22 protein-coding genes are annotated in these 24,722 nt (G+C 67.2%); 11 read left to right on the top strand and 11 right to left on the bottom strand.

The window, feature by feature from the left end; all coding sequences use genetic code 11:
* Positions 1 to 37: 37 nt before the first annotated feature.
* Genes HV798_RS11655 through HV798_RS11635 form a run of 5 tightly spaced genes read left to right on the top strand, consistent with a single transcriptional unit; the run spans position 38 to position 4,122 of the window.
* The gene (locus HV798_RS11655) at positions 38 to 625 is read left to right on the top strand and encodes a YqgE/AlgH family protein (protein ID WP_025137958.1); all 588 of its coding nucleotides are present in this window, start codon (positions 38 to 40) and stop codon (positions 623 to 625) included.
* Positions 618 to 1,019, top strand: coding sequence for a Holliday junction resolvase RuvX (ruvX, locus tag HV798_RS11650; RefSeq protein ID WP_025137959.1), 402 nt, complete (start codon positions 618 to 620; stop codon positions 1,017 to 1,019). Before HV798_RS11655 ends, ruvX begins: the two co-directional genes overlap by 8 nt.
* A 21-nt stretch (positions 1,020 to 1,040) precedes the next feature.
* A complete protein-coding gene (locus tag HV798_RS11645; protein WP_175193428.1) occupies positions 1,041 to 2,015 on the top strand; it encodes an aspartate carbamoyltransferase in 975 nt (324 codons plus the stop codon).
* The gene (locus HV798_RS11640; RefSeq protein WP_175193427.1) at positions 2,012 to 3,385 is read left to right on the top strand and encodes a dihydroorotase; all 1,374 of its coding nucleotides are present in this window, start codon (positions 2,012 to 2,014) and stop codon (positions 3,383 to 3,385) included. Before HV798_RS11645 ends, HV798_RS11640 begins: the two co-directional genes overlap by 4 nt.
* Positions 3,382 to 4,122 carry a lysophospholipid acyltransferase family protein gene (locus HV798_RS11635; RefSeq protein ID WP_175193426.1) on the top strand — a complete coding sequence of 247 codons (741 nt, stop codon included), beginning with the start codon at positions 3,382 to 3,384 and terminating at the stop codon, positions 4,120 to 4,122. The genes HV798_RS11640 and HV798_RS11635 overlap by 4 nt, the downstream gene beginning before the upstream one ends.
* A gap of 895 nt (positions 4,123 to 5,017) precedes the next feature.
* On the opposite strand, the gene HV798_RS11630 is transcribed toward HV798_RS11635, so the two are convergent.
* Positions 5,018 to 5,917, bottom strand: a complete 900-nt coding sequence (locus HV798_RS11630; RefSeq protein WP_175193425.1) for a LysR family transcriptional regulator — start codon at positions 5,915 to 5,917, stop codon at positions 5,018 to 5,020.
* A 166-nt stretch (positions 5,918 to 6,083) separates the two neighbouring features.
* Between HV798_RS11630 and HV798_RS11625 the strand changes: the two genes are divergently transcribed.
* The 6 genes from HV798_RS11625 to HV798_RS11600 all read left to right on the top strand — a co-directional run bounded on the left by HV798_RS11625 (position 6,084) and on the right by HV798_RS11600 (position 11,372).
* On the top strand, positions 6,084 to 6,758 hold the full coding sequence (locus tag HV798_RS11625) for an RraA family protein (protein ID WP_175193424.1): 675 nt from the start codon (positions 6,084 to 6,086) through the stop codon (positions 6,756 to 6,758).
* Positions 6,755 to 7,972, top strand: coding sequence for an aminotransferase class I/II-fold pyridoxal phosphate-dependent enzyme (locus HV798_RS11620; RefSeq protein WP_175193423.1), 1,218 nt, complete (start codon positions 6,755 to 6,757; stop codon positions 7,970 to 7,972). Before HV798_RS11625 ends, HV798_RS11620 begins: the two co-directional genes overlap by 4 nt.
* 404 nt (positions 7,973 to 8,376) lie before the next feature.
* A complete protein-coding gene (locus HV798_RS11615) occupies positions 8,377 to 9,204 on the top strand; it encodes an ABC transporter substrate-binding protein (protein WP_175193422.1) in 828 nt (275 codons plus the stop codon).
* 27 nt (positions 9,205 to 9,231) lie between these two features.
* Positions 9,232 to 9,933, top strand: coding sequence for an amino acid ABC transporter permease (locus HV798_RS11610; protein ID WP_175193421.1), 702 nt, complete (start codon positions 9,232 to 9,234; stop codon positions 9,931 to 9,933).
* Positions 9,934 to 10,650, top strand: coding sequence for an amino acid ABC transporter permease (locus HV798_RS11605; protein WP_175193420.1), 717 nt, complete (start codon positions 9,934 to 9,936; stop codon positions 10,648 to 10,650).
* Positions 10,647 to 11,372, top strand: coding sequence for an amino acid ABC transporter ATP-binding protein (locus HV798_RS11600; protein ID WP_175193419.1), 726 nt, complete (start codon positions 10,647 to 10,649; stop codon positions 11,370 to 11,372). Before HV798_RS11605 ends, HV798_RS11600 begins: the two co-directional genes overlap by 4 nt.
* Before the next feature lie 934 nt (positions 11,373 to 12,306).
* Here the strand turns inward: HV798_RS11600 and HV798_RS11595 are convergent.
* The 10 genes from HV798_RS11595 to HV798_RS11550 all read right to left on the bottom strand — a co-directional run bounded on the left by HV798_RS11595 (position 12,307) and on the right by HV798_RS11550 (position 24,409).
* Complete coding sequence (locus HV798_RS11595) at positions 12,307 to 13,140, bottom strand: symmetrical bis(5'-nucleosyl)-tetraphosphatase (protein WP_175193418.1); 834 nt, start codon at positions 13,138 to 13,140, stop codon at positions 12,307 to 12,309.
* Entirely contained in the window at positions 13,137 to 14,315 is a 1,179-nt protein-coding gene (gene lptG / locus HV798_RS11590; RefSeq protein ID WP_175193417.1) for an LPS export ABC transporter permease LptG, read from the bottom strand. The genes HV798_RS11595 and lptG overlap by 4 nt, the downstream gene beginning before the upstream one ends.
* Positions 14,316 to 14,408: 93 nt before the next feature.
* Positions 14,409 to 15,143, bottom strand: coding sequence for a monofunctional biosynthetic peptidoglycan transglycosylase (mtgA, locus tag HV798_RS11585; protein WP_175193416.1), 735 nt, complete (start codon positions 15,141 to 15,143; stop codon positions 14,409 to 14,411).
* 4 nt (positions 15,144 to 15,147) lie between these two features.
* Positions 15,148 to 16,011 (bottom strand): shikimate dehydrogenase, encoded by an 864-nt coding sequence (gene aroE / locus HV798_RS11580; protein ID WP_175193415.1) that lies wholly within the window; start codon positions 16,009 to 16,011, stop codon positions 15,148 to 15,150.
* Positions 16,008 to 16,907, bottom strand: a complete 900-nt coding sequence (locus tag HV798_RS11575; RefSeq protein ID WP_175193414.1) for a TonB family protein — start codon at positions 16,905 to 16,907, stop codon at positions 16,008 to 16,010. Before HV798_RS11575 ends, aroE begins: the two co-directional genes overlap by 4 nt.
* A gap of 56 nt (positions 16,908 to 16,963) precedes the next feature.
* Positions 16,964 to 18,052 carry an ABC transporter ATP-binding protein gene (locus HV798_RS11570; RefSeq protein ID WP_175193413.1) on the bottom strand — a complete coding sequence of 363 codons (1,089 nt, stop codon included), beginning with the start codon at positions 18,050 to 18,052 and terminating at the stop codon, positions 16,964 to 16,966.
* On the bottom strand, positions 18,045 to 19,823 hold the full coding sequence (locus HV798_RS11565) for an ABC transporter permease (RefSeq protein ID WP_175193412.1): 1,779 nt from the start codon (positions 19,821 to 19,823) through the stop codon (positions 18,045 to 18,047). The genes HV798_RS11570 and HV798_RS11565 overlap by 8 nt, the downstream gene beginning before the upstream one ends.
* Positions 19,824 to 19,985: 162 nt before the next feature.
* Positions 19,986 to 21,083 (bottom strand): ABC transporter substrate-binding protein, encoded by a 1,098-nt coding sequence (locus HV798_RS11560; protein WP_175193411.1) that lies wholly within the window; start codon positions 21,081 to 21,083, stop codon positions 19,986 to 19,988.
* Positions 21,084 to 21,255: 172 nt separating this feature from the next.
* A complete protein-coding gene (locus HV798_RS11555; RefSeq protein WP_175193410.1) occupies positions 21,256 to 23,751 on the bottom strand; it encodes a sensor histidine kinase in 2,496 nt (831 codons plus the stop codon).
* Entirely contained in the window at positions 23,738 to 24,409 is a 672-nt protein-coding gene (locus tag HV798_RS11550; RefSeq protein ID WP_025137632.1) for a response regulator transcription factor, read from the bottom strand. Before HV798_RS11550 ends, HV798_RS11555 begins: the two co-directional genes overlap by 14 nt.
* Positions 24,410 to 24,722: the final 313 nt, after the last annotated feature.

Raw genomic sequence — 24,722 nt, 5'->3', positions numbered from 1 at the left:
GGTCGCACCGACCCGTTCCGCCAATAAAGGGGTTGCCATGACGGAAAAACACCACGAAGACCCCAAGACCCAGTCGGCCAACTTCGCCAACCAGTTCCTGATCGCCATGCCCGGCATGGTCGAAGGCAGCCTGGCGGGTTCGGTCATCTACGTCTGCGAACACACCGAGCGCGGCGCGCTGGGCCTGGTCATCAACCGCCCCACCGACCTGACGCTGGGCACGCTGTTCGAACGCATCGACCTGGCGCTGGAAATCGGCCCGGTCAAGGACACGCTGGTGTTCTTTGGCGGCCCGGTCCAGACCGACCGCGGCTTCGTGCTGCACGCGCCTGCCGGTGACTACAGCTCGAGCATCAAGCTGGGCGGCATGGCGCTGACCACCTCGCGCGACGTGCTGCAGGCCGTGGCCGACGGCAACGGCCCCGCCCGCATGCTGGTCACGCTGGGCTACGCCGGCTGGGGCGCCGGCCAGCTCGAAAGCGAAATGGGCCAGAACGCCTGGCTGTCGGTCGGCGCCGACGATCACATCATCTTCGACGTGCCGCCCGAAGATCGCTACCCCGCGGCCCTCAAGCTGCTGGGCATCGATCCCGTGATGCTGGCCGGTGATGCGGGCCATGCCTGAAGAAACCCTGCTTGCCTTCGATTTCGGCGAGAAAAAGCTCGGCATCGCCATCGGCAATACGCTGACGCGCCACGCGCGGCCCCTGGAAATCATTTTCAGCGAGGTCCGCGACGTGCGCTTCTCGCGCATCGCCGCGCTGCTTGCGGAATGGCAGCCGCACCGCGTGGTGGTCGGCCTGGCGCTGGACGCCGATGGCGGCGAACAGCCCGCCACCGCGCGCTGCCGCCGCTTCGCCAACCAACTGCACGGCCGCTTCGGTGTCACCGTCGAGCTGGTCGACGAACGCGGGTCCAGCATGGAAGCCCAGCGCCTGCTGGGCACCCACGAGGCCGACGACGCCATGGCCGCCGCCGTCATCCTGCAACGCTACCTGGATAAACTGCCGGCGCCCTGACGCCCGCCCTCCGGTCCGCCCATGCTCAATCCCCAACTCGACCGCCGCGGCGAACTCATCCACCTGCTCACCACGGAAGGGCTGCCGCGCCGCCACGTCGAACGGCTGCTGGACGCGGCCGCGGGGTTTGCGCAGGAGGATGGGGCGGCCGCCAATGCCAGCGCCGCAACACCCGCTACGACGTCAGGAACCTTCGTGGCATCGTCCGCCGCGCCTCTGGACCTGCCGTTGTATCTGGGCGTGCCTGCCGATGACGCCGATCTGCGCCGGGCCTACGAGTCCGCCGGCCAGCGGCTGGGCTTGCGGCCGATCCCGCTGGATGACGACCTGCCTGCGGGGAATCTCCCCGCGCCCGCCGCCGGCCTGCCTCCCGGCATCCTGGTACTGCGCCACGCCGCCAGCGGCGCCGCCGTCAGCGCGGCGGCGGCTGCGCCGTCCGGCCTGCGCATTCTCAATGCCGGCGACGGCATCCATGCCGATCCCTTGCCCGCCCTGGCGCGGGTGGCGGCGATGCTGCGCGCCAAGCAAGACCTGACCAACCTGGCGGTCGCCCTGGTCGGCGACATCCGCCATAGCGCCGTCGCCCGCAGCCTGATCCACGCATTCACCACGCTGGGCGTGCCCGAAGTGCGCGCCGCCGCGCCGCGCACCTTGCTGCCCGACGGCCTGCCGCAACTGGGGGTGCGCGCCTGCGCCACCTTGCAGGAATGCCTGGCCGACGCCGACGTGGTGATCGTCCTGCCGCTGCATATCGAATCCTTGAGCGGCGCGCTGCTGCCCTCGGCCCGCGAATACACCGCCGTCTACGGCCTGACGCCGGCCCGCCTGGCCGCCGCCAAGCCCGACGCGCTGCTGCTGCCCGCGGGCCGCTTGACCCCCGGCATCGAGGTCGACGGCGATCTGGCCGCCGGCCTGACTGCCGTCGATGCGCAACTGGCCGACACCGAACAGCATCTGCGCCTGGCGGCGCTGACCGTTCTGGGGGCCGCGCCATGAGACTGCACATCGCCAACGGCCGCGTGATCGATCCGGCCAGCGGCCACGACGGCCCGCAAGACCTCTACATCGCCGACGGCCGCATCGTCGCCGCCGGCCAGTCCCCGGACGGCTTCCAGGCCGATCGCCGGCTGGACGCCACGGGCCTGGCCGTGCTGCCCGGCCTGGTGGACCTGTCGGCCCGGGTGTTGCGGGATCCGGCGGCCAGCCATGGCGCGGCCGCGATGGCCGCTGCGCCCGCGCATGCCGACCCGCTTGCGCCAGGGTCGCGCATCGCCCCATCCGACCCGCAGTTCGCCCCGGCCGAACTGCGCGCCGCGCTGGCCGGGGGCGTGACCACGCTGGTCCTGCCGCCGCAGCCCGACACGCCGCTGGACGAACCCGCCAAGCTCGACGCATTGCTGCGCCAGGCCCTGGCCGGCCAGCCCCGCATCCTGCCGCTGGGCGCGCTGACGGTCGGCCTGCGCGGTGACACCCTGGCCGAGATGGCGCTCTTGTCCCAGGCCGGCGCCATCGCGTTTTCGCAAGGCAACGCCGGCATTGCCGACACCCGCGTGCTGTGGGGCGCTATGCGCTACGCCAGCGGGCAGGGCCTGACGCTATGGCTGCACCCGCAAGACCCCTGGCTGGCCCAGGGCGCAGTGGTGGCGGCCGGCGCCTACGCCGACCGCCTGGGCCTGCCAGGCCTGCCGCCGCAGGCTGAAACATTGGCATTGCAGACGATCTTCGAGCTGCAACGCGCCACGGGCGCCCGTGTGCACCTGTCGCGCCTGTCGACCGCCGCGGGCCTGGAGCTGCTGCGCGCCGCACGCCGCGAAGGCCTGCCGGTCAGCGCCGACGTGTCGGCGCACAGCCTGCTGCTGACGGATGTGGACATCGGCTATTTCGATACGAATTTCCACCTGACGCCGCCGCTGCGCGGCCAACGCGACCGCGAGGCGATCCAGGCGGCGCTGCGCGACGGACTGGTGGACGCGCTGTGCTCGGACCACACGCCGGTGGACGCCGCCGGCAAGGCCGCGCCATTCCCGCTGTCCCAACCCGGCGCCACGGGGCTGGAACTATTGCTGTCGCTGACGCTGAAATGGGCCCGCGACAGCCGGATTCCGCTGTCGCAGGCGCTGGCCCGCGTCACGACCGGCCCGGCGGCGGTGCTGCGCGGCCTGTCGCCGTCGCAGTCCGCCCGAGGTGACCTGGCGGTGGGCGCCCCGGCAGACCTGTGTCTGGTGGACCTGGAAGCGGAATGGCTGGTGGCCCCGCCGGCGCTGCAAAGCCACAGCCGCCATACGCCGTTCGCGGGTATGATGCTGCCCGGTCGTGTCCGCGCCACCCTGGTGGGTGGCAGCCCGGCCTGGGAGACCCCTGCTTGAAGCTGCTGCGCTTTGTCCTCCGGCTTTTTCTCGTCGTGCCTTTGATCCTCTTCGGCCTGTTGTGCGTGGGCCTGGTGTATCCGCTGCTGCGTCCCAAGTCGCGCGCCTGGCTGAACCGGACGTGGTCACGCTGCCTGATGGCGGCCTGTGGGCTGCGGGTCGTCTTCAAGGGCGAACCGCGCATGACAGGCCCGGTGCTGCTGGTGGCGAACCACGTCTCCTGGATCGACATTTTCGTACTCAACTCGGCCCGCGCGACGTCGTTCGTGGCCAAGAGCGAGATCCGCAGCTGGCCGGTGATCGGCTGGCTGGTGGCGGGCGCGGGCACACTCTTCATCGAACGCGGCCAACGCCACGCAGTCCACGCAATGGGCGAGTCGATGCAAGCCCGCTTCAAGCTGGGCGACGCGGTGGGCCTGTTCCCCGAAGGCACCACCAGCGAAGGCTTCGACCTGCGCCCCTTCCACGCGAGCCTGTTCGAACCGGCCAGGTCAGCCGCGATCGAAATCCAACCGGTAGCCCTACGCTTTCTAAAAGACGGCGAACGCAGCGGCTTCGCAGCATTTGTGGGCGAGGAGACGCTGGTGGCTAATCTTTGGAAGGTGATGGGGTCTACGGGGTTGGCTGTGGAAGTGGTGTTTTTGCCGGCTTTGGCGGCTAAGCATGCTGATGGGACGTTGCCTACTCGGTTGGAGTTGTCGCATCAGGCTCGGGATGCTATTCGGGCTGTGCTTTGATTCTTTGATTCTTTGATTCTTTGATCGGTTGATCAGTTGATCGGGTGAGCTGTGCTTCGTAGGTCGTCCCTCGCGGCGGTGGCATGCGGGGCGGGCGCCCACGATTGCGGTCCGGAGCGTTCGCTCCGGACTTCCCCGTCGTCATCTTCGTCCGCCTTCGGCTCCCTTCAGATTCCCTCGGGCGCATCGAGGTTGCCCGCCCCGCATGCCACCGCCGCGAGGGACTACGCGTGTCTCGGGTCGTTGCGCTGTTAGACCTGTGGTCAGGGCATGAGATCTACAGGGTCGCCAAGCCGCGGCCGCGCGGGCGGCCACGTTTGGCGTTCGTGTTGTTGACAGTGTTGCTGTGGCGCTTCGCGCTGTTGTAGATGGGTTTTCTAATGGGTCGCACATCGTGGGGGTGGGGCGGTGATGGGCGGCGCGGCAGACTCTTGCTTGCGCATGTAAACCATCTCGCGCGCCGCCCATCAGGCGCTGCACACTGACGTGAAACGCCACGGCATCCGCGCCGCTAGAAAACAGCACCGCTACCTACACGCGAGAGCGGCATCGGTGCACGCAAGACGCCGCGTAAGCTTCGTAAGGCCGCCCGCGCGGCCGGCACGAAGCGGGCACCGTCCCACCCCGCCCCCCCCACTGACCGTGAGAAAAACGCCAAACACACCACTCGTCCCAGCGCCCGAGATTGATCCTAATCGTGAGCGCTTGGCGGTGTCGGCGGGTGGAGGGCGGGGCGTGTAGATGCGCCCGACGGAATCCGTAGGGAAGGCCGAAGGCCTGGACGAGGATGAGGACGGGGAAGTCCGGAGCGAAGGCTCCGGACCGCAATCGTAGCCCCGCCCTCCACCCGCCGACCCCGCCAAGCGCGGCTTAAGAATGACGCCTCCCGCACACTTCAATGCCTCCCCCCAGAAGCAGAAAAATCACAACAACTCAACGCCAACTCCGCAACACTCTCACAAAACGCCACATCAGCATCACGTCTGAACATCGCGCAATACACTGATTGCGGCGCCGCAATGCTCGTCCGAGCAATCACCAACTGCCGCCCGCTCACCATCTCCGCAAAATAATCTCGCGGCAGACAACTCACCCCGAATCCGGCTGCGGTCAGGCCGGCCATGGCGATCAGGCTGTTGATCGTGAACAGGTTGTTTGCGGGGGTGTGGGGCTTTAGCCAGCCGTCGTAGATCATGTTCAGGCCCGACTCGCGGCTTTGGCGCAGGAGCGGTAGTGCGGCGATGTCGGCGGGCGTGTATACGCGGCTCGGGTCGATCAGGTCGGGGCTGCCCATCCAGGCGAATTCCAGGCGTTGCAGCGCCACCACTTGCAGGCCGGGTTCCGCGAACTCGCCGTGCAGGAAGGCCATGTCCAGTTGGCCCGCCTGCAAGCGCTTTTGCAGGTCTGCGCCCAGGTCGATGTGCGGCTCCAGCGTAATGCGGGGGTAGTGGGCGCGCAGCAGGCGGATCAGGGCTGGCAGCCACGTCATCGCCGTGATTTCCGTGATGCCGAATCGGAACGTGCCGGTCAGCGTGTGCTGGCCCTTCAGCCTTACCAGCAGGCGGTCGCGGTGGCCCAGCATTTCTTCGGCCAGCGCGTAGACCTCGTGGCCGCGCGCCGTCAGTTCCGCGCGGTGGCCCGAGCGGTCGAACAGCGCCACGTCGAAGTCTGCCTCCAGTTCCTGGATGCGCTTGGTGATGGCCGATTGTGTCGTGTGCAGCTTCTGCGCCGACGCTGCAAACGTGCCCAGGCGCACCGTCCAGTACAGCGCCTCGATCTGTTTGAACGTCAGCATGGCGGCAGGGGATAGGCAGGTAAGTTCATTCCGAAATTTCCTTTAAGGGCTAACCCTTATATTCCTGAAAGAGATGAAGTTCGTGGAAATTTAATCCCTTTTTCCCGGCGCGGAAAGCGCCCACCATGCGGTCTGACCCATTTGACTCAGGACTACGCAGATCGCCATGGCCACCCTTACTACCGGCGCCCGCCTCTTGCCCGCCGCGCCCGTTGCCGACGCTGCCTTGCTGCAAGCGCTGGCCGGCATCGTCACCCCGCACCTCAGCGACAACCTGGCGCGCCGCGAAGGCATTGCCGGCCTGCATCGCTACAACCGCAGCGGCAAGCTGGTCGGCACCGCGCTCACCGTCAAGACCCGGCCGGGCGACAACCTCATGATCTACAAGGCCATGATGCAGGTGCAGCCGGGCCACGTGCTGGTGGTGGACGCGGGCGGTGACCTTACCAATGCCGTGCTGGGCGAGATCATGAAGCGCTACCTGCAGGCGCACGGCTGCGCCGGCGTGGTGGTGGACGGCGCCATCCGCGACGTCGGCGCGTTCGAGGCCGATACCTTTCCCTGCTATGCGCGCGGCCACATCCATCGCGGCCCGTACAAGGACGGCCCGGGCGAGGTCAACGTGCCCGTGTCCATCGGCGGCCAGGTGATTCATCCCGGCGACATCATCGTTGGCGACGAAGACGGCCTGGTCAGCTTTGCAGCCGATGAGGCGCCGGCCCTGATCGCCGCGGCGCGTGCCCATGCCGAGAAAGAAGCACGCATCATGGCCGAGATCGATCGCGGCGACAGGACCCAGAGCTGGATGCAGGCCGCCTTTGCCGCCAAGGGGCTGGCATGAGCGCCGTCGACACCGCCTTCCTGGCGGCGCGTGCCCGCGCCATCAAGCCCTCGCCCAGCATGGCGGCCAAGAGCCGGGTCGACCAGTTGCGCGCCGAGGGGCGCGACATCATCGACTTCACTGTGGGCGAACCCGATCTGCCCACACCCGCCCACATCGTGCAGGCCGGCATCGATGCGCTGCGCAGCGGCGACATCCGCTACACGGCATCCACCGGCGCCCGCCCGCTGCTCGACGCCGTGCGCGCCAAGTTCGCGCGTGAAAATGGCCTGGACTATGCGCTGGACGAACTGATCGTCGGCGTGGGCGCCAAGCAGATTCTCTACACCGCCCTGGCCGCCACCGTGCAGGCCGGCGACGAAGTCATCATTCCCGCGCCCTACTGGGTCTCGTACCCGGACATGGTGCTGGTCAACGACGGCGTGCCCGTGGTGGTGCCGTGTCCCGAGGCCGATGGCTTCAAGCTCACGCCGCACGCGCTGGAACGCGCCATCACGCCGCGCACCAAGTGGCTGTTGCTGAACAGCCCCAGCAATCCCACCGGCGCCATGTACAGCGCCGCCGAGCTGCGTGCCCTGGGCGAGGTACTGACGCGCCATCCGCACGTCTGGCTGATGACCGACGAGATCTACGAACACCTGGCTTATGGCGACCAACGCCACGTCTCGCCGGCCGCCGCCGTGCCCGAGCTGGCCGGCCGCACGCTGACCGTCAATGGCGTTTCCAAGGCCTATGCCATGACCGGCTGGCGGCTGGGCTATGCCGGCGGCCCCAAGGCTCTGATCAAGGCCATGGCCACGTTGATCTCGCAAAGCACCAGCTGCGTCAGCGCCATCAGCCAGGCCGCCGCACGCGTCGCGCTGACCGCCGACCAGACCTGCGTGGCCGAAGCCGCGGCCCTGTTCCATGCGCGCCGCGACCGCATCGTGGCGGGCCTGAACGAGGCGCCCGGCATCCGCTGCCCGCAACCACAGGGCGCGTTCTACGTGTATCCCAGCGTCGCCGGCCTGCTGGGCCGCCGCAGCCCCGCCGGCCACCTGCTGCAAAGCGACCTGGACGTCGTCCTGTTCCTGCTCGACGAAGCCGGCGTGGCCGTGCTGGACGGCGCGGCCTACGGCCTGTCGCCGTACCTGCGGCTGAGTTTCGCGACCTCGATGGAGAACATCGAAGAAGGCTGCCGGCGCATCTTCCAGGCTTGTGGCCGGCTGACGTGACGTTGCGCCCGTCGTGAGCCTGCCGCGCGCACGGGCGTCATACCTGAGACGCCCGTGTGTGCCGTGAGCGACACGCCATCAGGCAGCGAGCACCCAGCAACGAGCATCAAGCAGCGAGGACCAAGCAGCTAGCACCAAGCAGCTAGCACCAAGCAGCGAACAGCAAGAAGCGAACAGCAAGAAGCGAACACCAAGCAAGTTCAAGCAACAGGCAACCCGCAGCAGATAGCACCCCGCAGGCATTTGGCAGCACGCATCAAGCAGCACGCATCAAGCAGCACCCATCAAGCAGCACCCAACAAGCAGCATCCAACAAGCAGTACCCCATAAGCAGCACCCCACAAGCGGCACCGCCGATGTCTCGCCGGATAAGCCGCCTCATACCGATATTTCAAGGGAACGACATGAAGCAACGCCTCCTCACTTTCACGGCCGCCCTCGGCCTGGTCGCCGCCTTGGCGCCGGCCGCCCACGCCGACACGCTGCAAGACATCAAGGCGCGCGGCAAATTCATCTGCGGCACCATGGGCACCGCCGAGCCCTTCAGTTTCCAGGACCCCAAGACGCGCGCCATCGTCGGCTACGAAGTCGACATGTGCCAGGCCGTGGCCGACAGCCTGGGCGTGCCGCTCGAACTCAAGCTCATCGCCGTCGAAGCCCGCATTCCCGAGCTGATCGCCGGCCGCGTCGACGTCGTTGCCGCCAACCTGGGCTGGAGCCCCGAACGGGCCCAGCAGATCGACTATTCCCACCAGCACTTCGTGAGCCTGCAGAAAGTGCTGGCACGCGACTCGGACAAGGACCTGAAGGCCCCCGCCGACCTGGCCGGCAAGCGCGTGAGCGCCGTGCGCGGCTCGTCGTCGGAGCAGGGCGCCCGCAAGTTCATCCCCAATGTCGAACCCGTCACCTTCAAAGACCCCAGCGGCGCCTTCCTGGCCCTGCAACAGGGCAAGGTCGCCGGCTTCGTCGGATCGGAACTGATGCTGGTCAAGCTCAAGCAGCAGGCCGCCGCCAGCGCCGTGCCCGCCAAGATCCTGGAGCCTGCGCTGTTCGTCGAACCCTGGGGCATGGGCGTGCGCCGTGGCGACAGCGCCATGCTGGGCCAGGTCAATAAAGTGCTGGACGGGCTGGAAGCCTCGGGCAAGGCCGCGCAGATCTTCGACAAGTGGTTCGGCGCCGGCACGCCGTTCAACATGAAGCGCGACTTCCGCATCGAAGCGATCAAGGGCTGACGCCCCGCGCGCCGGAGCCTGTCGCCGATGCATTACGTCTTCGACTTCTCTGCCATCTTCCAGGGCGAATATCCGGCCTGGCTGCTCCGGGGGGTCATCACCACCCTGGCGCTGGCCGGCTTCGCCTGGCTGCTGGCCTTCCTGGTGGGCAGCCTGCTGGCGGTCATCCGCCTGACCGGCTCGCCCGTGGCCAACGCGGTGATCGCCCTGTACGTGGCCTTTCACCGCAACGTGCCCATGCTGGTGCACATCCTGTTCTGGTATTTCGGCGTGCCGGCCCTGCTGCCGCAGGCCGCCACCGACTGGCTCAACAGCCACGGCAGCGAATTCATCCTGTCGTGCATCGCCATCGGCCTGGTGATGTCCGCCTACGTCTGCGAAGACCTGCGCAGCGCCATCCGCGCCATCCCGCCCGGCCAGGTCGAGGCCGCGCGGGCGCTGGGCCTGGGCTTCCTGCGCACCATGCGCTGCGTCGTCCTGCCGCAGGCTTTTCGCATCGCCATCCCGCCGCTGCTCAACCAGACCCTGCTGCTGGTCAAGAACACCAGCCTGGCCATGGCCATCGGCGTGGCGGAACTGACGGCCGCGGGCCGCGAAATAGAGAACTACACGTTCCGCACCTTCGAGGCCTACGCCGTGGTGACGGCGATCTACCTGGCGCTGTCGTGCCTGATCATGGGCGGCGGCGCGCTGCTGCAGCGGCGCTACCGGCCGCTGGGAGGCCATTGAATGTGGGACATCCTGAAAGACAACTGGCTGCTGCTGCTCATCGGCCAATACCCGCACGGCCCCATCGGCGGCCTGGCCGCCACGCTGGGCCTGGCGGCCATCAGCCTGGCGCTGGCCCTGCCGTGCGGCATCCTGCTGGCACTGGGCCGCATCAGTCCCTACAGGCTGCTGCGCTGGCCCGCCTCGGCCATGGTGTACCTGGTGCGCGGCCTGCCGCTCTTGATGTTCATCTTCTGGGCCTACTTCTTCGTGCCGCTCATCATCGGCCGCCCGGTGGCCGGCACCACCACGATGGTGGTGGCCCTGGTCTGCTACGAAAGCGCCTATCTGGCCGAAATCATCCGCGCCGGCATCCAGGCGCTGCCCCCCGGCCAGCAAGAGGCCAGCCGCGCGCTGGGCTTGTCTTACCTGCAGACCATGCGCCGCGTGATCCTGCCACAAGCGCTCTACAACATGCTGCCCAGCATGCTCAGCCAGTTCGTTTCCACGGTCAAGGAAACGTCGCTGGCCTACGTGATCAGCGTGCAGGAACTGACCTACGCCGCCAACCAGATCAACAGCGTGCTGCTGACGCGTCCCTTCGAGGTCTTCGCGCTGCTGGCGCTGACCTATTTCATCCTGAACTTTGGCCTGAGTTCGCTGGTGCACCTGACCGAGCGACGCATCGGCAGACGCCGCGCCGGACTCGCGCCCGCAACCAAGGTGGTGCCCACATGATCCGATTCACCGACGTCCAGAAGTGGTACGGCGACTACCAGGCTCTGGCCGACGTCTCGGCCCAGGTGAAGCAGGGCGAAGTCGTCGTGGTCTGCGGCCCGTCAGGCTCAGGCAAATCGACCCTGATCCGCACCGTGAACCGCCTGGAACCGATCCAGCAAGGCAAGATCGAGGTAGACGGCCAGGACATCTACGGCAGCAAGATCCACCTGGACACGCTGCGCAGCCACATCGGTTTCGTGTTCCAGCAGTTCAACCTGTTCCCCCACCTGTCCGTCCTGGAAAACCTGACCCTGGCCCCCCTGCAACTCAAGCGCGCCCGCCGCCCCGAAGCCCGCGACCGCGCCCTGCAACTGCTGGACAGGGTCGGCCTGTCCCACAAGGCCGACGCCTACCCCGCCCAACTCTCCGGCGGCCAACAACAACGCGTGGCCATCGCCCGCGCCCTGGCAATGAACCCGCCCGTCATGCTGTTCGACGAACCGACCAGCGCGCTGGACCCCGAAATGGTAGGCGAGGTCCTGCAAGTGATGAAGACGCTGGCCAAGGACGGCATGACCATGGTCTGCGTCACCCACGAAATGGGTTTCGCGAGGGAGGTAGCTGACACTGTTTGGTTTATGGATGCCGGGAGGATTGTGGAGGTGGGGGGGCCGGAGGATTTCTTTTGTCGGCCTGGGAGTGAGAGGGCGAAGAAGTTCTTGGCGGAGATACGGAGGTAGAGGGGGTCGTGGTTTGGTTGGCGGGTGGAGTTCTTGAGCCGCGCTTGGCGGTGTCGGTGTGGGGTGGGCGGGGCTACGATTGCGGTCCGGAGCCTTCGCTCCGGACTTGCCTAGGCGGCCCCCCCCTTCGTCATCGTCGTCCGCCTTCGGCTCCCTTCCGATTCCCTCGGGCGCATCTAACGCCCCGCCCACCCCACACCGACACCGCCAAGCGCTCATGATGAAGATTAGTCACGGGCGCTGGGGCGGGCGGTGTGCTTGGCGTTTTTCTCACGGTCAGTGGGGGTGGGCGGGGTAGGGCGTTGCCCGCTTCGTGCCGGCCGCGCGGGCGGCCTTACGAAGCTTACGCGGCGTCTTGCGTGCGCCGATGCCGCTCTCGCGTGTAGGTGAAGATGCAGTTTTTTCTAGCGGCGCGGATGCCGTGGCGTTCGACAGGAATGTGCAGCGCCCGATGGGCGGCGCGCGAGATGGTCAACATGCGCAAGCAGGACTCTGCCGCGCCGCCCATCACCGCCCCACCCCCACGATGTGCGACCCAATAGAAAACCCATCTACAACAGCGCGAAGCGCACCCGCAACACTGTCAGCAACACGAATGCCAAACGTGGCCGCCCGCGCGGCCGCGGCTTGGCGACCCTGTAGATCTCATGCCCAGACCACAGGTCTAGCAGCGCGACAAATCTCAAAGGACGTAGCTTGGCGCGGGGGGCACTTGTGGAGTGGGCAACCTCGATGCGCCCGAGGGAATCTGAAGGGAGCCGAAGGCGGACGAAGATGACGAAGGGGAAGGCCGGAGCGAAGGCTCCGGACCGCAATCGTGGGCGCCCACTCCACAAGTGCCCCCCGCGCCGAGCGACCTACGAAGCCCAACCGCCGCAAGCAAGCAAACGGCAAGCAACACCCAGTCAGCCACCCTCAAAAATCAGAAGAAACTTCACTCCGACATCGGATCCTGAAACTGCGAACACTTGATCTGCACCAGCTTCCGATCCTGCAACCGCAACGCCGTCAACGCCCCACCCCATACGCAACCCGTATCCAGGCAGATCACATCCGGCCGCTGCATCAGCCCCAGCGTAGACCAATGTCCGAATACCGTCGTGATATTGCGCGTCGCCCTGTTAGGGACATCGAACCACGGGACTAGTCCGGCCGGCCATGCGCCCGGCGTTACCTTCGTGGCGAACTCCATGTGGCCGTTCGGCGTGCACAGGCGGATGCGCGTCAGTGCGTTGATGATCACCCGCATCCGCTTGCTGCCCTTGTGGTCTTCCTTCCACGTCGACGGCTCGTTGCCGTACATCTTTTGCAGTGCCTTCTGCCAGTTCGGGCCGCGCAGCGCGTCCTGTACCTCGGCCGCCAGCGACAGCGTCTTGGCCACGTCCCATTTTGCCAACGTGCCTGCGTGCACCATCAGGTGATCGTGCTCGAAATGGGCCAGCGGGCGCGAGCGCAGCCAGTCGATCAGCGCGGCCGAATCCGGCGCGCGAAGAATCTCGTCGAGCGTGTCTGATTTTGACGGCTTGCGTACGCCCGCGGCCGCTGCCAAGAGGTGCAGGTCATGGTTGCCCAGCACCACCGTGGCGCGGTCGTCCAGGTCGATGATGCGGCGCAGCGTTGCCAGCGACTGCGGGCCGCGGTTGACCAGATCCCCGGCGAACCAGAAACGCGACTTCGGGTCGCCGACCAGTTCGGGATGGGACAGCAAGCGATCCAGCGGCGAGCAGCAACCTTGCACGTCGCCGATCATCCAGATACTGCTGTTCATGCGGGACTCTTACTCCAGGGCCAACGTTGTTGGACGATACGGGTAATGGTGTGGCGGTATTCCATGTAGCTCATGGCGCCCAGCGCCAAGGCCATGGCCCCGATATTCGGGCCCAGGGCCGTCAGCCAGGGCGGCCACTTGCCCAGCATGCCTACGTTCAGCGCCAGCTGGTTCAGCATGAAAAAGCCCACGCCCAGCAGGATGCCGATAAAGACCTTGGCGCCCACGCCGCCGCGGCGCGTCTGCATCAGCCCGATGGGGGCCGCGATGGTGATCATCACCAGCAGCGTGAACGGATATGCCAGTTTGCGCCACAACGCGACAACCTGTCGACCATATTGCAGCTGGTTGTTGCGCAAATAATCCACATAGTCGAGCAGCGTCACGATCGACATGCGCTCGGGGGTCAGCACCCGGGCCAGCAGGCGTTCGGCGCTGAGCGTGGTGTCCACCGTGCGTTCGGGCACCTTCACTACCGTGGCGGGGGGATTCTTCGGCGGGCGGGCGTTGGCCAGCGCCTCGGCGGCCTCGTCGTCCAGGCGGGTTTCGGCCACGTCTTTCAGCACCAGGTCGCCGTGGGCGAACAGGCCCGTGGGCGCCGTAGACAGCACCGACAGCGTCAGGTCTTTCTTGAACTCGTACAGCGTCACGCCCGTGACCTGGCCGTCGCCCTTGAGTTCAGCGATATTGATGATGCGGGTGCCGCCGTTGGCCGTGGGTTCCTTGAACCAGTAGCCGCTGTTCAGGCGGTCGCCGCCGGCCCGGCCGCGAAATTGCAGGTTGGCTTCGCCAGACTTGATTTCGGCCCAGGGCGTGACGTATTCGGACAGCAGGGCCGCGCCGATCATCAGCGGAATGGTCACGATCCAGAGCATGCGCAGCAGCCGCATGCCGCTGACGCCCGAAACCCGCAAGATGACCAGTTCGTTACGCTGGGCCAGGCCCGCCAGCGCCAGGATCGCGCCGATCAGAAGGCCGATCGGCAGCAGGTCGTACAGGCGGGTGGGAATGGCCAACGCCTGCATGTACAGCAGGGCCAGCATGGAGAACTTGTCGCCCACGTTGTCCAGGTCGTCCACCAGCGCGAAAAACGTGAAAAGGCCCAGCAGGGCCATAAGGACCACTGCACAAGAGCGATAGATCTCGCGGGCCAGGTAGCGACGTGCGGTACGCATGAAAAGGGACGAGTGAGCGCGTAAACGTGAAAGCTTAACAAATCCCGCCGTTCAAGGTGGGCGCAAGCCTTGGAAATCAGTCGGTTTCTGGTGTCAGGGGATGTCCACCATCTGCATCCGGCGGGTCAGGGTGTAGACGCGGGAGTTCAGGTAGTTGGAATTGCGGTGGCTGTCATAGAAGCGCGGGTTGGGCAGCATGGCCGCCAGCCGGGCCGACTGGCTGGCCCCCAGGTTGGCCGCCGGCACATTGAAATAATGCTTGGCCGCCGCCTGGGCGCCGAAGACGCCCACGCCCCATTCCGCCACGTTCAGGTACAGCTCCAGGATGCGTTCCTTGGTCATGACGTGTTCGATCATGTAGGTCAGCACCAGTTCCTGGCCCTTGCGCACGTAGCTGCGGGAACTGGACAGGAACAGGTTCTTGGCCAGCTGCTGGGTGATGGTCGAGCCGCCGCGCATCTTGCTGCGGCCGGCTTCTTCCTGTTTCTGGTTGTATTCCCAGGCCTTGCGGATGGCGTCCCATTCGACGCCGTCATGTTCGGTGAAATTGGAGTCTTCGGATGCCACCACCGCCAGCTTCAGGCTGCGGTTGATCTTGTCGTAGGGCACCCATTCGTATTTCAGGCGGAAATCGACATTGCCGTCCTGCAGGCGGGCCAGTTCCTCGCGCATCACGGCGCTACTGCCCGGGTTCTGGTACTTGTACCAGACCACCAGCCCGAACAGCCAGAACTGGTACAGCAGCACCGCGCACACCAGCGCCATCAGCACGCCGGTGATGATCCGGAACCAGGAACGGCGCTTGCCGCTCTTGCCGCGGGCGGCCATCGGGTCAGCTTCCGGCCATCAGCGCCTCGCGCAGCGCCGCCAGCACGGGGGCCGGATCGGGCCGTACGCCGTGCCAGATGAAGAAACTTTCAGCCGCCTGGCCCACCAGCATGCCCAGGCCGTCGGCGGTCAGGGCGGCGCCATCCCGGCGGGCCTGCCGCATGAAGGCGGTGGGCTGGGCGCCGTACATCATGTCGTAGCCAGCCGCGCCCTCGGCGTACAGGCCGGCGGGCAGGTCGGGGGCGGCGTCCTGCAGGCCGCTGGCCGTGGCGTTGACCACCAGGTTCCAGCCGCCCGGCTGGGCGGCGTCGGCCAGGCCCCCGGCGGTGACGCGGGTCTGGGGTTCGGCGCCGGTTTCGCGCCAGCCTTCGGCCAGCTCCAGCGCCCGGGCGGCGGTGCGGTTGACGATGTGGATGCGGGCGCAGCCGGCCTGGGCCAGCGGTTGCAGTACCCCGCGGGCGGCGCCGCCCGCGCCCACCAGCAGGACGGACGCGCCGGTCAGGCGCACGCCCAGGCGCAGCAGGTCGGACACCAGGCCGACGCCGTCGGTGTTGCAGCCGTGCCAGGCGCCGTCGCGCCACGACAGGGTGTTGACCGCCCCGGCCAGCCGGGCGCGGCTGGACAGGTGGCCCGAGGCCAGCGCGTAGGCGTCCTGCTTGAACGGCACCGTGACATTCAGGCCCAGCCCGCCCTCGGCGGCAAAGGCGGCCACCGCGGCGCCGAAACCGTCCACCGGCGCCAGCAGGCGCTCGTAGGTCAGCGGCTTGCCGGTCTGCTGCGAGAACAGGGCGTGGATCTGGGGCGAACGGCTGTGCGCAATGGGGTTGCCGATGACGGCGTAGCGGGCAAGAGGAGGCGCCTCGGTCATGGGGCTTCGGTTTCCAGGGTGTCGTTGACGAAATGCCAGGTGCGGGTGATGACCAGCACGTCGGTGTCGCGGGCGATGTCGGGCGGGAACGGCGGGAACGGCGCGGCCAGCTGCACGATGCGGCGGGCGGCCTGGTTCAGCACGGCGTGGGGCGAGGGCTGGTCGATGTCGACCGCCGCGATGCTGCCGTCGGCGCGCACCGACACGGTGATGCGCAGCGACCCATAGATGCGGCCGCGGGCTTCGTCCGGGTAATGCTGGGTGCCGACGGATTCGATGCGGGTGCGCCAGGCATCCAGATAGGCGGCAAAGCGCGAGGCCTCGGCCGAGGGCGCCACGAACTGCTTGCGCGGCTCGGCGCTGTATTGCTGGACCTTGGCGGCCAGGGCTGCGACCTGGGCGTTCTGGATGACGCTGGCCTGGTCCTGGGCGTCCTGGCCGCGGTCGTTGCCGTCGGGCCAGGGGTTGACCGCCTGGCGCTCGGCGCCGGCCTTGTCGGCCGCGCGCAGCTGGGTCATCAGGCGGGCCTGTTCGGCTTCCAGCTGCACCTGGCGGCGGCGCATGGCTTCCAGCACGATGGTCTCGGCCGACGCGCCGGTCTGGGGCAGGGGGGTGGTGGACAGGCCGCGTTCGGCGTTGCCGCCGCCGCTCATCTGGTTCTGCGCCTGGGCCCGGGGGGTATCGGGCGGCGTTTCGCTGCGGGCGTTCAGCAGCACCACTTCGAGGCTGGTCGCCGGGGGGCGGGACAGCGCGGGCGCACCGAAGCGCCACGCCAGGGCGCCGGCGTGCACCAACAGCGAAATCGCGATGCCGATGCGCAGGTAGTGCTGGGCGGGGGCGCCCAGCCACCACAGCAGACGGCTCAGCGGAGAGGGGGAATCAGCAAGGCGTTGCACGCACGCATTGTAGAGCCAGTCCGCCCGCCGCCGTCACCTGTGGCTGCCCGCGGGGCTTACTTCGAGGGCCGGGGGAAGACCCAGACCTTGCTGGCCGGCAGGGCCAGGCGGCAGGGGCCGGGCTCACGGCCTTCGGGGCCGTAGGCGCGCAGCGCCAGCGTGTTGGCCGGGTCCGCGTCCGGGGTGCGGAACAGGTATTCCCAGCGGTCGCCCAGGTACATGCTGGTCAGAAGCGGCATGTCCAGGTGGTTGCCGTCGGGATCGTCCGCCAGGCGGACCTGTTCGACCCGGATCACCGCAGTGGCGTCCTGGCCCTGGGTCACGCCCTCGCCAGCCTTGCCCCACAGTGCCCAGCCGTGGCCCTCGATGCGGGCGCGGCCATCGCGCACTTCCGTGACCTTGCCGTCCAGCCGGTTGTTGCTGCCCATGAACTCGGCGGTGAACAGCGTGGACGGCGAGCCGTACATTTCCTGTGGCGTGCCTTGCTGCTCGATCTTGCCGTTGTTCAGCAGCAGGATGCGGTCGGAAATGGCCATGGCTTCGCTCTGGTCATGCGTCACCATCAAGGCCGACAGCCCCAGGCGGATGATCAGTTCGCGCAGGAAGGCGCGGGCCTCTTCGCGCAGCTTGGCATCCAGGTTGGACAGCGGCTCGTCCAGCAGGATGACGGGCGGGCTGTACACCAGCGCCCGGCCGATGGCCACGCGCTGCTGCTGGCCGCCGGACAGCGCGTGCGGATGGCGCTGGCCCAGCTTGCCCAGGCCCAGCTGGTCCAGCACGGCCTGCACGCGTTCGCGCACTTCGGTGGACGGCACCTTGCGCAGCTTCAGCGGGTAGGCGACGTTCTCGAACACGGTCTTGTGCGGCCACAGGGCATACGACTGGAACACCAGGCCCAGGTTGCGCTCTTCGGCCGGGATTTCCTTGCGGGCCCCGCCGTCGTAGACCACGCGGTCGCCGATGGTGATGCGGCCGCGCTTGGGGCCTTCCAGGCCCGCCACGGCGCGCAGCAGCGTGGTCTTGCCGCTGCCCGACGGGCCCAGCAGGGACACCACTTCGCCTTGGCGCAGTTGCATGGACACGCCCTTGAGCACCGGGTTGTCGCCGTAATCCAGGTGCAGGTCTTCTACAGAAAGCTCAATCATGAAGTTTGACTCCGAATCGCAGGGCGATGCCCAGGCCGATCACGACCAGAACGATATTGATGAAGGAAAGCGCGGCCACGATGTCGATGGCGCCGGACGCCCACAGCGACACCAGCATGGACCCGATGGTCTCGGTGCCGGGCGACAGCAGGTAGACGCCGGTGGAGTATTCGCGCTCGAAGATCAGGAACATCAGCAACCACGAACCGATCAGGCCGTACTTGGCCAGCGGCACGGTGACGTGGCGGGTGACCTGGCCGCGGCGCGCGCCGGCGCTGCGGGCGGCCTCTTCCAGTTCAGGCCCCACCTGCAGCAGCGTCGACGAGATCAGGCGCAGGCCGTAGGCCATCCAGACCACCGTGTAGGCCAGCCACACGCTGAAGATGGTGCTGCGCATGGCACGCAGCCATTCGATGAAGTTCTCGCGCAGCCATTCGGCGAACGGCAGGCCCGACAGCCAGCCGCCCAGGTCCGGATCCAGCGCGTTGTCCAGCCACATCGGCACGAACAGGAACACCCACAGGAACGCCAGGCCTGCCAGCAGGCCGGGCACCGCGCGCGGCACCAGCACGCTGTAGTCCATGAAGCGGGTGACGTTGTCCGGCTTGCGGTGCATCGCCAGGCCCACGAACATGTAGCACATCACGGCCAGCGCACCGCCGAACACGCCGATGGCAACCGAGTTGACGATGGCGCGCATCAGGTTCGGTTGCGCGAACACGGTGCGGAAGGCGTCCAGCGACAGCACGTCGAACAGCGACACGCCCATGCCCCAGTTGGACACGAACGCGCGCAGCAGCACGCCCATCAGCGGCACCACGATGGTGACCAGCAGCCAGAACGCCACCACGCCGCCCGCCACCCAGCGCCACTTGCCCAGCGGCAGCGGACGGGCGCGCGAGGCCTTGCCCTTGACGGTGACGAAACGGTTGGCGGTACGCATCAGGCGGCGCTGCAGCATCACCAGCGGAATCGTCATGCAGATCAGCACCACGGCCACGGCGGCCATCAGGTGGTACGACGGAATGCCGAGCTTGTTGGTCAGCTTGTACAGATAGGTGGCCAACACCAGGTTGCCTTCCGGATCGCCCAGCACCAGCACCAGGCCGAACACTTCCAGGCCCAGGAAGAACAGCAGCACGGTGGCGTACAGCATGGCCGGGCGCACCATCGGCAGGCTCACCGACACCATCACGCGCAGCGGCGAGGCGCCGGTGACGCGGGCCGCTTCTTCCACGTCCGAACCCATGCTGCGCAGGGCCGACGAGATGTACAGGTAGGCGTGCGGCACGTGCGTGAGGCCGGCGATGATGACGATGCTGGTCAGCGAATACACGTTCCAGGGCACGAAGCCCAGGATGTTCTGCGCCCAGATCGAGAAGAAGCCGACCGGGCCGGCCGCCACCACGTAGCCAAAGCCCAGCACCATCGGCGACACGAACACCGGCACCAGGATCAGGGGCTCGATCCAGCGCCGGCCGGGCAGGTCGGTGCGGATCATCAGGAAAGCCAGCATGCCGCCCAGAGGGATGGCGATGACGGCCAGCCCGAAGGCCAGGATGAAGCCGCTTTTCAGCGCCTTGTAGAAATCAGGGTCCGCGAAGATGAAGCGGAACGCGTCCAGGCTGAAGACCTTGGACGGCGAAAAGAAGGGCGCGGACAGGAAGCTCTGGATGATGATGAACGACAGCGGCACGTAGATGGCCAAGGCTGTGATCAGCACCACCACGCCGCGCGGCAGGGACTGCCATTTTCTGCGCAATGACTGCATGGGGAAATCCTGTTGATTCGATAGACGCGGGGGGCGCCCGCTGGCGATCACCCGCCGGCATTCACCCGCAGGTGAATGTCCGGCCGGCGGGTGGGGGGCATGCCGCCCTCCCGCGTGCTGGCGGCCGGGGGCGGATGCGTTGCCCCCGTGGCGCCGTCAGCCTTACTTGCCTGCGGCAGCGCGCCAGTCCTTGATGAACTGCAGGCGCTTGTTCTGCTCCAGGTAGTCCAGCAGCGTCTCGTTGACCGGAATCGGCTTGAGCGAGGCGCCCAGCTTCTTGGTCATGCCGTCCACATCGTTGTCGCCTTCGATGTCGTCGCGCACCGAGGCCAGGTCAGCCTGGTTGGCCATGATTTCCTGGCCCTTCTGCGACAGCAGGTAGTCCATCCACAGCTTGGCCGCATTGCGGTTCTTGGCCTTCTTGCTGATGAACGCCACGCGCGAGAGCACCAGCGCGTAGTCGGTCGGGTACGCCACGCCCAGCGACGGATCGGTCTTGGCGCGGGTTTCGGCGTACGAGCCCAGGATGTTGTAGCCGATCAGGTTTTCACCCGACGACACGCGTTCCATCATGGTGCCGGTGGACGACTGCACGATCAGGCCGCCCTTGGCGATGTCCTTGAGCGTGTCGAAGTACTTGGGGTCGTTGGCCTTGTCCTGCACGGCCAGCATGAAGCCCACGGCCGACTTCTCGATGTCGTAGGTGGTGACCTTGTTCTTGAATTTGTCCGGCTGGCTGGCGATCAGCTTGGCCAGGGCGCCGTGCGTGGTCGGCACTTCGTTGGCCGGAATCAGGCGCTTGTTGTAGATGAACACGGCCGGCTCGTAGGTCGTGCCGTAGGCCGAGTCCTTCCATACGGCCCAGGCCGGCAGCTTGGCGATCTCGGGCGACTTGTACTGCAGCGCGTAGTCGGTGGCCAGCTTCAGGGCCGAGTCCATCGACGAGCTCCAGACGATGTCGCCGCTGCTGCCACCGGCTGCCTGTTCGCTGATGTAGCGGTTGTACAGCTCGGTGCTGTTCATGTCGTTGTATTCGACCTTGACGCCCGGGTACAGCGCTTCGAAGCCCTTGATGATGGGGCCGGCGGCCTTGGTGTCGGTGGTCGAATAGATCACGACCTTGCCTTCCTTCTTGGCGCCGTCGAGAATCTTCTGGTAATCGGCCGGGTAGCCCGCGGGTACGGATTGGGCGTAGGCGCTGCCGGCGGCGATGGCGAATGCGGCGGCGCAGGCGGCCGCCAGTCTGGACTTGGCAAGCATGGGTCTTGTCTCCGTTGGAATTAGTATCGACAGGCGTCAAGCCTGTTCGCCCGCATCTTAGGGGCCGGCGTCTGTCGTCGTCCTGTCATGGGGGGCGGGGTGGGATAGGGGTAATCCCGGTATCGGGGACAAGGCCACCGGCGCAGCCAGGCTTCAGGCCACGCCGGTTTTCTCAGGGACGTTCCGGCGTATCGGTGACCAGCCGAATCCAGTTCTGCACGAAGCGCGAATGGCGCCGCTGGTCCAGCCCCACCAGCAGCGCGGGCGACAGCACCACCGGCTGCACGATGCCCTGCGAACGCGCCAGCACGGCTTCCGAGGTCCAGCGCCCCGGCGTGTCTTCCATGATCGAGCCCAGCGCCGCGTGGCTGGATGCCACCTGCTGTCCAGCCGGCGACAGCAGCCAGTCGACCAGCGCGCGGCCCAGGTCCGGATTGGGGGCCTTGCGGGCGATCAGCACCGAACGCGCCAGCACCAGCACGTAGTCCTGCGGAAACACGATGCCGATCTTGCTGCCTGCCGCCTGGCGCGACAGCGCATAGGACCCCAGGATGTTGTAGCCCAGGTCCATCTCGTCGTTCTCGATCGCGTCCAGCAGTTCCGCGCTGGTGGCCGACAGCCGTACGCCGACCTGGCCGAAGGCGTTGGCCAGCCCCCAGAAATTCGACGACACCAGCTCGTCCTGCTCGGCCATCAGGTAGCCCACGCTGCTGCGCGAAATGTCGTAGGTGCCCACCCGGCCATGCAGCCGCACGCGGTCGTGTTCCAGCGTGCGCAGCAGGTCCTGGCGCGAGCGCGGCACGGTGGCTTCGGTGTAGCGCTTGGGGTTGTAGACGATCACCGCTGGCTCGAAGGTGAAGCCGTAGACCTCGTTGCGCCACACCGCCCACGACGGCAGCTTGGCCGCATAGGGCGAGGTATAGCGCTGCGCGTAGCCGTCGTTGGCCAGCCGGATCTGCAGGTCCGAGGCCGAGCTCATCAGCACGTCCACGTCCTTCAGCTGGTTCTCGATGGCCGCCTCGTACAGTTCGCGGCTGCCCATCTCCCGGTACACCACCGTGACGTCGGGCCGCTGCGCCTGAAAGCCCAGGATCAGCGGCGCCACCACCGGCGTGTCGGTCGGCCCGGCGATGGTCAGCACGCGCGACGACGGCTGCGGCGCCGGATAGCGGGTGACGATCTCGGGAATGTCGGCGGCACGCACGTCGGCCGGGGCAGCCACCAGCAACAGGGCCGCCGCGAACGCGGCGCCCAGCCAGCCGGCCAGCGTGCGCCCGCCGGCCCCGCTGCGCTGGCGCGCGAGCGGCAGGATCACCCGCGCCGACAGGCCGCCGCCGGGGCGGTCCTGCAGCCACAGCGACCCGCCATGCGCCACCGCCACCGACCGCACGATGGCCAGGCCCAGCCCGGAACCGGGCTGCGATTCGCCGGTTCGTCCGCGTATGAAGCGCTGCTGCACGGCATCCTTTTCGTCATCGGCAATGCCCGGCCCGCGGTCGGACACGGTCAGCGCCACCCGGAATCCCGCCACGGGCGTGGCCTGGATGTCCACGGTGCCGTCCGGCGCATAGCGCAGCGCGTTGTCCACCAGGTTGCGCAGCATTTCACGCAAGGCCACGCGATCGCCCGCGATGCGCGCCCGCCGCACCTGCGGCGCGATCTCGATGCGCAGCCGCTGGGCCTCCAGCGGTCCGATGCGGCGCCGCGTTTCATTGATGGTCTCGGCCACGCCCACCGGCGCCCGCGACCCCTTGCCCAGCCGGTGCGTGATGGTGGCGTCCATCAGCAACTGATTGATGAGCTGGCTGGCATGCATGGCGTTCAAGTGGATGCGCCCCAGTCGCTCGTGCAGGCGCTTGGGATCGGTTTCGTCCAGCGCCACCTCGGCCTGCGCCCGCAGCGAAGCCAGCGGTGTGCGCACCTGGTGCGCCGCGTCGGCGACCAGCGTGTTCAGCGTATCCATCAGCCCGGACAGCCGCTGCATGAACGCATTGAGCGCCTCGACCAGCCGCCGCACTTCGGTGGGCACGGGCGTGACCAGCGGCGCCAGGTCATCCGGCGCCCGCCGCCGCAGCTCGCGTTCCACCACGGCCAGCGGCGCAAAGGCCCGCTGCACCCCAAACCACAAGAGGCCCAGCGCCACCAGTGACACCACGATCAACGGCAACACGCTGCGCCCCAATATCTCGTCGGCCAGTTCTTCGCGCGACCCAAGCGTTTCCGCCACCCGCACGGTCACCCAACCCGCATGCTGGCTGGCCGACACCAGCCGCCCCACCGTCGCTACGCGCACGGGTTCATCGTGATAGCTCAGATACGTGAAGACAGGCGTGGCCGACTGCGCCAGCGGCAGCCCCGGCGCCAGGTCTGCATACCCGGTGATGAGCCGGCCGTTGGACGTGCGGGCTTCGTAGAACACCCGCTCGCTGCCCGACAGCATGGCCAGCGACGACACCGGCGGCTCAACGGTGACGCCGTTGTCCTCGATCTGCACCGACCCCGCAATCGTCAACGCCGACGCCGCCAGCAACCGGTCAAACGCCTGCTCGGCGGCCCGCTGCGCATAGCCGCGCAAAAAGAAGACCAGCCCCAACAAGGCGCAGGCCAGCAAGACGGCGCCCAACGTGAAGACGCGCCGCCGAATCGAGAAGCTGTCAGGAAGGCTCATGGCTGCGGGCCTGATACCCCACGCCCCGTACGGTGACGATATCGATGGACGCGCCCGCCAATTTCTTGCGTAGCCGCGAAATCAGCAATTCCAGCGCATTGAGCGACCCATCATCCAGGTCGAACAACTGGTTCATCAACCGCTCCTTGGCCACGGTCTGCCCCAATTTGCCGAGCAGAATCTCCAGCAACCGAAATTCACGCCGCCCCAGTTCCAGCGGCGTCCCGGCCAACACGACATGCCGATTGGCCATGTCCAGGCTCAGGTTGCCATAGGTGGTGACGCTGGTGGTCTGCCCCGCGGGCCGCCGCAGCAAGGCCCGCAACCGCGCCTCAAGCTCGCGCAGGTCAAAGGGCTTGACGAGATAATCATCAGCGCCCAGGTCCAGCATGTCGATCTTGTCTTCAATCTCGGACCGCGCAGTGACGACGAGCACGGGCGCTTCGAGCCCGGCGGCCCGCAATTCCCGAATAACGGTAAACCCATCTTTGCCAGGCAGGTTGATGTCGAGCACCAAGGCATCCCAAGTCTCGTCCAACCCCCACCGCAACGCCTCCACCCCATTACGCACCCACTGCACGCTATGGCCGGCCGAGCGCAGTTTGCTCTCCACGGCATCGCCCAGGTCAAGGTTGTCCTCGACGAGCAAAATGCGCATGTTTGTTCTCCAATGTTGTTGTGGTTTTTTGGGGGAGTTTAACGGGAGGCTGTGCGTTTTAGTGGGCGGTCAGATCTTCGACGGCCGCCCGCGGCGTTGGCGGTCTCCCGTGCGCGGGGCAACGATTGCGGTCCGGAGCCTTCGCTCCGGACTTGCCTAGGCGGCCCCCCCCCTCGTCATCTTCGTTGTCGCCTTCGGCGACTGCCTTCAGATTCCCTCGGGCGCATCGACGCCCCGCGCACGGGAGACCGCCAACGCCGCGGGCTCCACTGCAGCATCTTGACCGCCGCTGGGGCGGGCAGTGTGCTTGGCG

The sequence above is a fragment of the Achromobacter deleyi genome (assembly GCF_902859705.1).
In the GTDB taxonomy this organism is placed as follows: domain Bacteria; phylum Pseudomonadota; class Gammaproteobacteria; order Burkholderiales; family Burkholderiaceae_B; genus Achromobacter; species Achromobacter deleyi.
The sequence above is the reverse complement of the archived record's forward strand: the minus strand, read 5'-3'. Positions and strand labels throughout refer to the sequence as shown.

Excerpts from the sequence above, each read along its gene's own strand:
- HV798_RS11625 (WP_175193424.1), top strand. The coding sequence starts at position 6,084 with ATGGCCACCCTTACTACCGGCGCCCGCCTCTTGCCCGCCGCGCCCGTT.
- aroE (WP_175193415.1), bottom strand. The coding sequence starts at position 16,011 with ATGACCGAGGCGCCTCCTCTTGCCCGCTACGCCGTCATCGGCAACCCC.
- HV798_RS11560 (WP_175193411.1), bottom strand. The coding sequence starts at position 21,083 with ATGCTTGCCAAGTCCAGACTGGCGGCCGCCTGCGCCGCCGCATTCGCC.
- ruvX (WP_025137959.1), top strand. The coding sequence starts at position 618 with ATGCCTGAAGAAACCCTGCTTGCCTTCGATTTCGGCGAGAAAAAGCTC.
- HV798_RS11555 (WP_175193410.1), bottom strand. The coding sequence starts at position 23,751 with ATGAGCCTTCCTGACAGCTTCTCGATTCGGCGGCGCGTCTTCACGTTG.
- HV798_RS11565 (WP_175193412.1), bottom strand. The coding sequence starts at position 19,823 with ATGCAGTCATTGCGCAGAAAATGGCAGTCCCTGCCGCGCGGCGTGGTG.
- HV798_RS11550 (WP_025137632.1), bottom strand. The coding sequence starts at position 24,409 with ATGCGCATTTTGCTCGTCGAGGACAACCTTGACCTGGGCGATGCCGTG.
- lptG (WP_175193417.1), bottom strand. The coding sequence starts at position 14,315 with ATGCGTACCGCACGTCGCTACCTGGCCCGCGAGATCTATCGCTCTTGT.
- HV798_RS11570 (WP_175193413.1), bottom strand. The coding sequence starts at position 18,052 with ATGATTGAGCTTTCTGTAGAAGACCTGCACCTGGATTACGGCGACAAC.
- HV798_RS11615 (WP_175193422.1), top strand. The coding sequence starts at position 8,377 with ATGAAGCAACGCCTCCTCACTTTCACGGCCGCCCTCGGCCTGGTCGCC.
- HV798_RS11640 (WP_175193427.1), top strand. The coding sequence starts at position 2,012 with ATGAGACTGCACATCGCCAACGGCCGCGTGATCGATCCGGCCAGCGGC.
- HV798_RS11630 (WP_175193425.1), bottom strand. The coding sequence starts at position 5,917 with ATGCTGACGTTCAAACAGATCGAGGCGCTGTACTGGACGGTGCGCCTG.
- HV798_RS11655 (WP_025137958.1), top strand. The coding sequence starts at position 38 with ATGACGGAAAAACACCACGAAGACCCCAAGACCCAGTCGGCCAACTTC.
- mtgA (WP_175193416.1), bottom strand. The coding sequence starts at position 15,143 with ATGGCCGCCCGCGGCAAGAGCGGCAAGCGCCGTTCCTGGTTCCGGATC.
- HV798_RS11620 (WP_175193423.1), top strand. The coding sequence starts at position 6,755 with ATGAGCGCCGTCGACACCGCCTTCCTGGCGGCGCGTGCCCGCGCCATC.
- HV798_RS11645 (WP_175193428.1), top strand. The coding sequence starts at position 1,041 with ATGCTCAATCCCCAACTCGACCGCCGCGGCGAACTCATCCACCTGCTC.
- HV798_RS11600 (WP_175193419.1), top strand. The coding sequence starts at position 10,647 with ATGATCCGATTCACCGACGTCCAGAAGTGGTACGGCGACTACCAGGCT.
- HV798_RS11605 (WP_175193420.1), top strand. The coding sequence starts at position 9,934 with ATGTGGGACATCCTGAAAGACAACTGGCTGCTGCTGCTCATCGGCCAA.
- HV798_RS11595 (WP_175193418.1), bottom strand. The coding sequence starts at position 13,140 with ATGAACAGCAGTATCTGGATGATCGGCGACGTGCAAGGTTGCTGCTCG.
- HV798_RS11610 (WP_175193421.1), top strand. The coding sequence starts at position 9,232 with ATGCATTACGTCTTCGACTTCTCTGCCATCTTCCAGGGCGAATATCCG.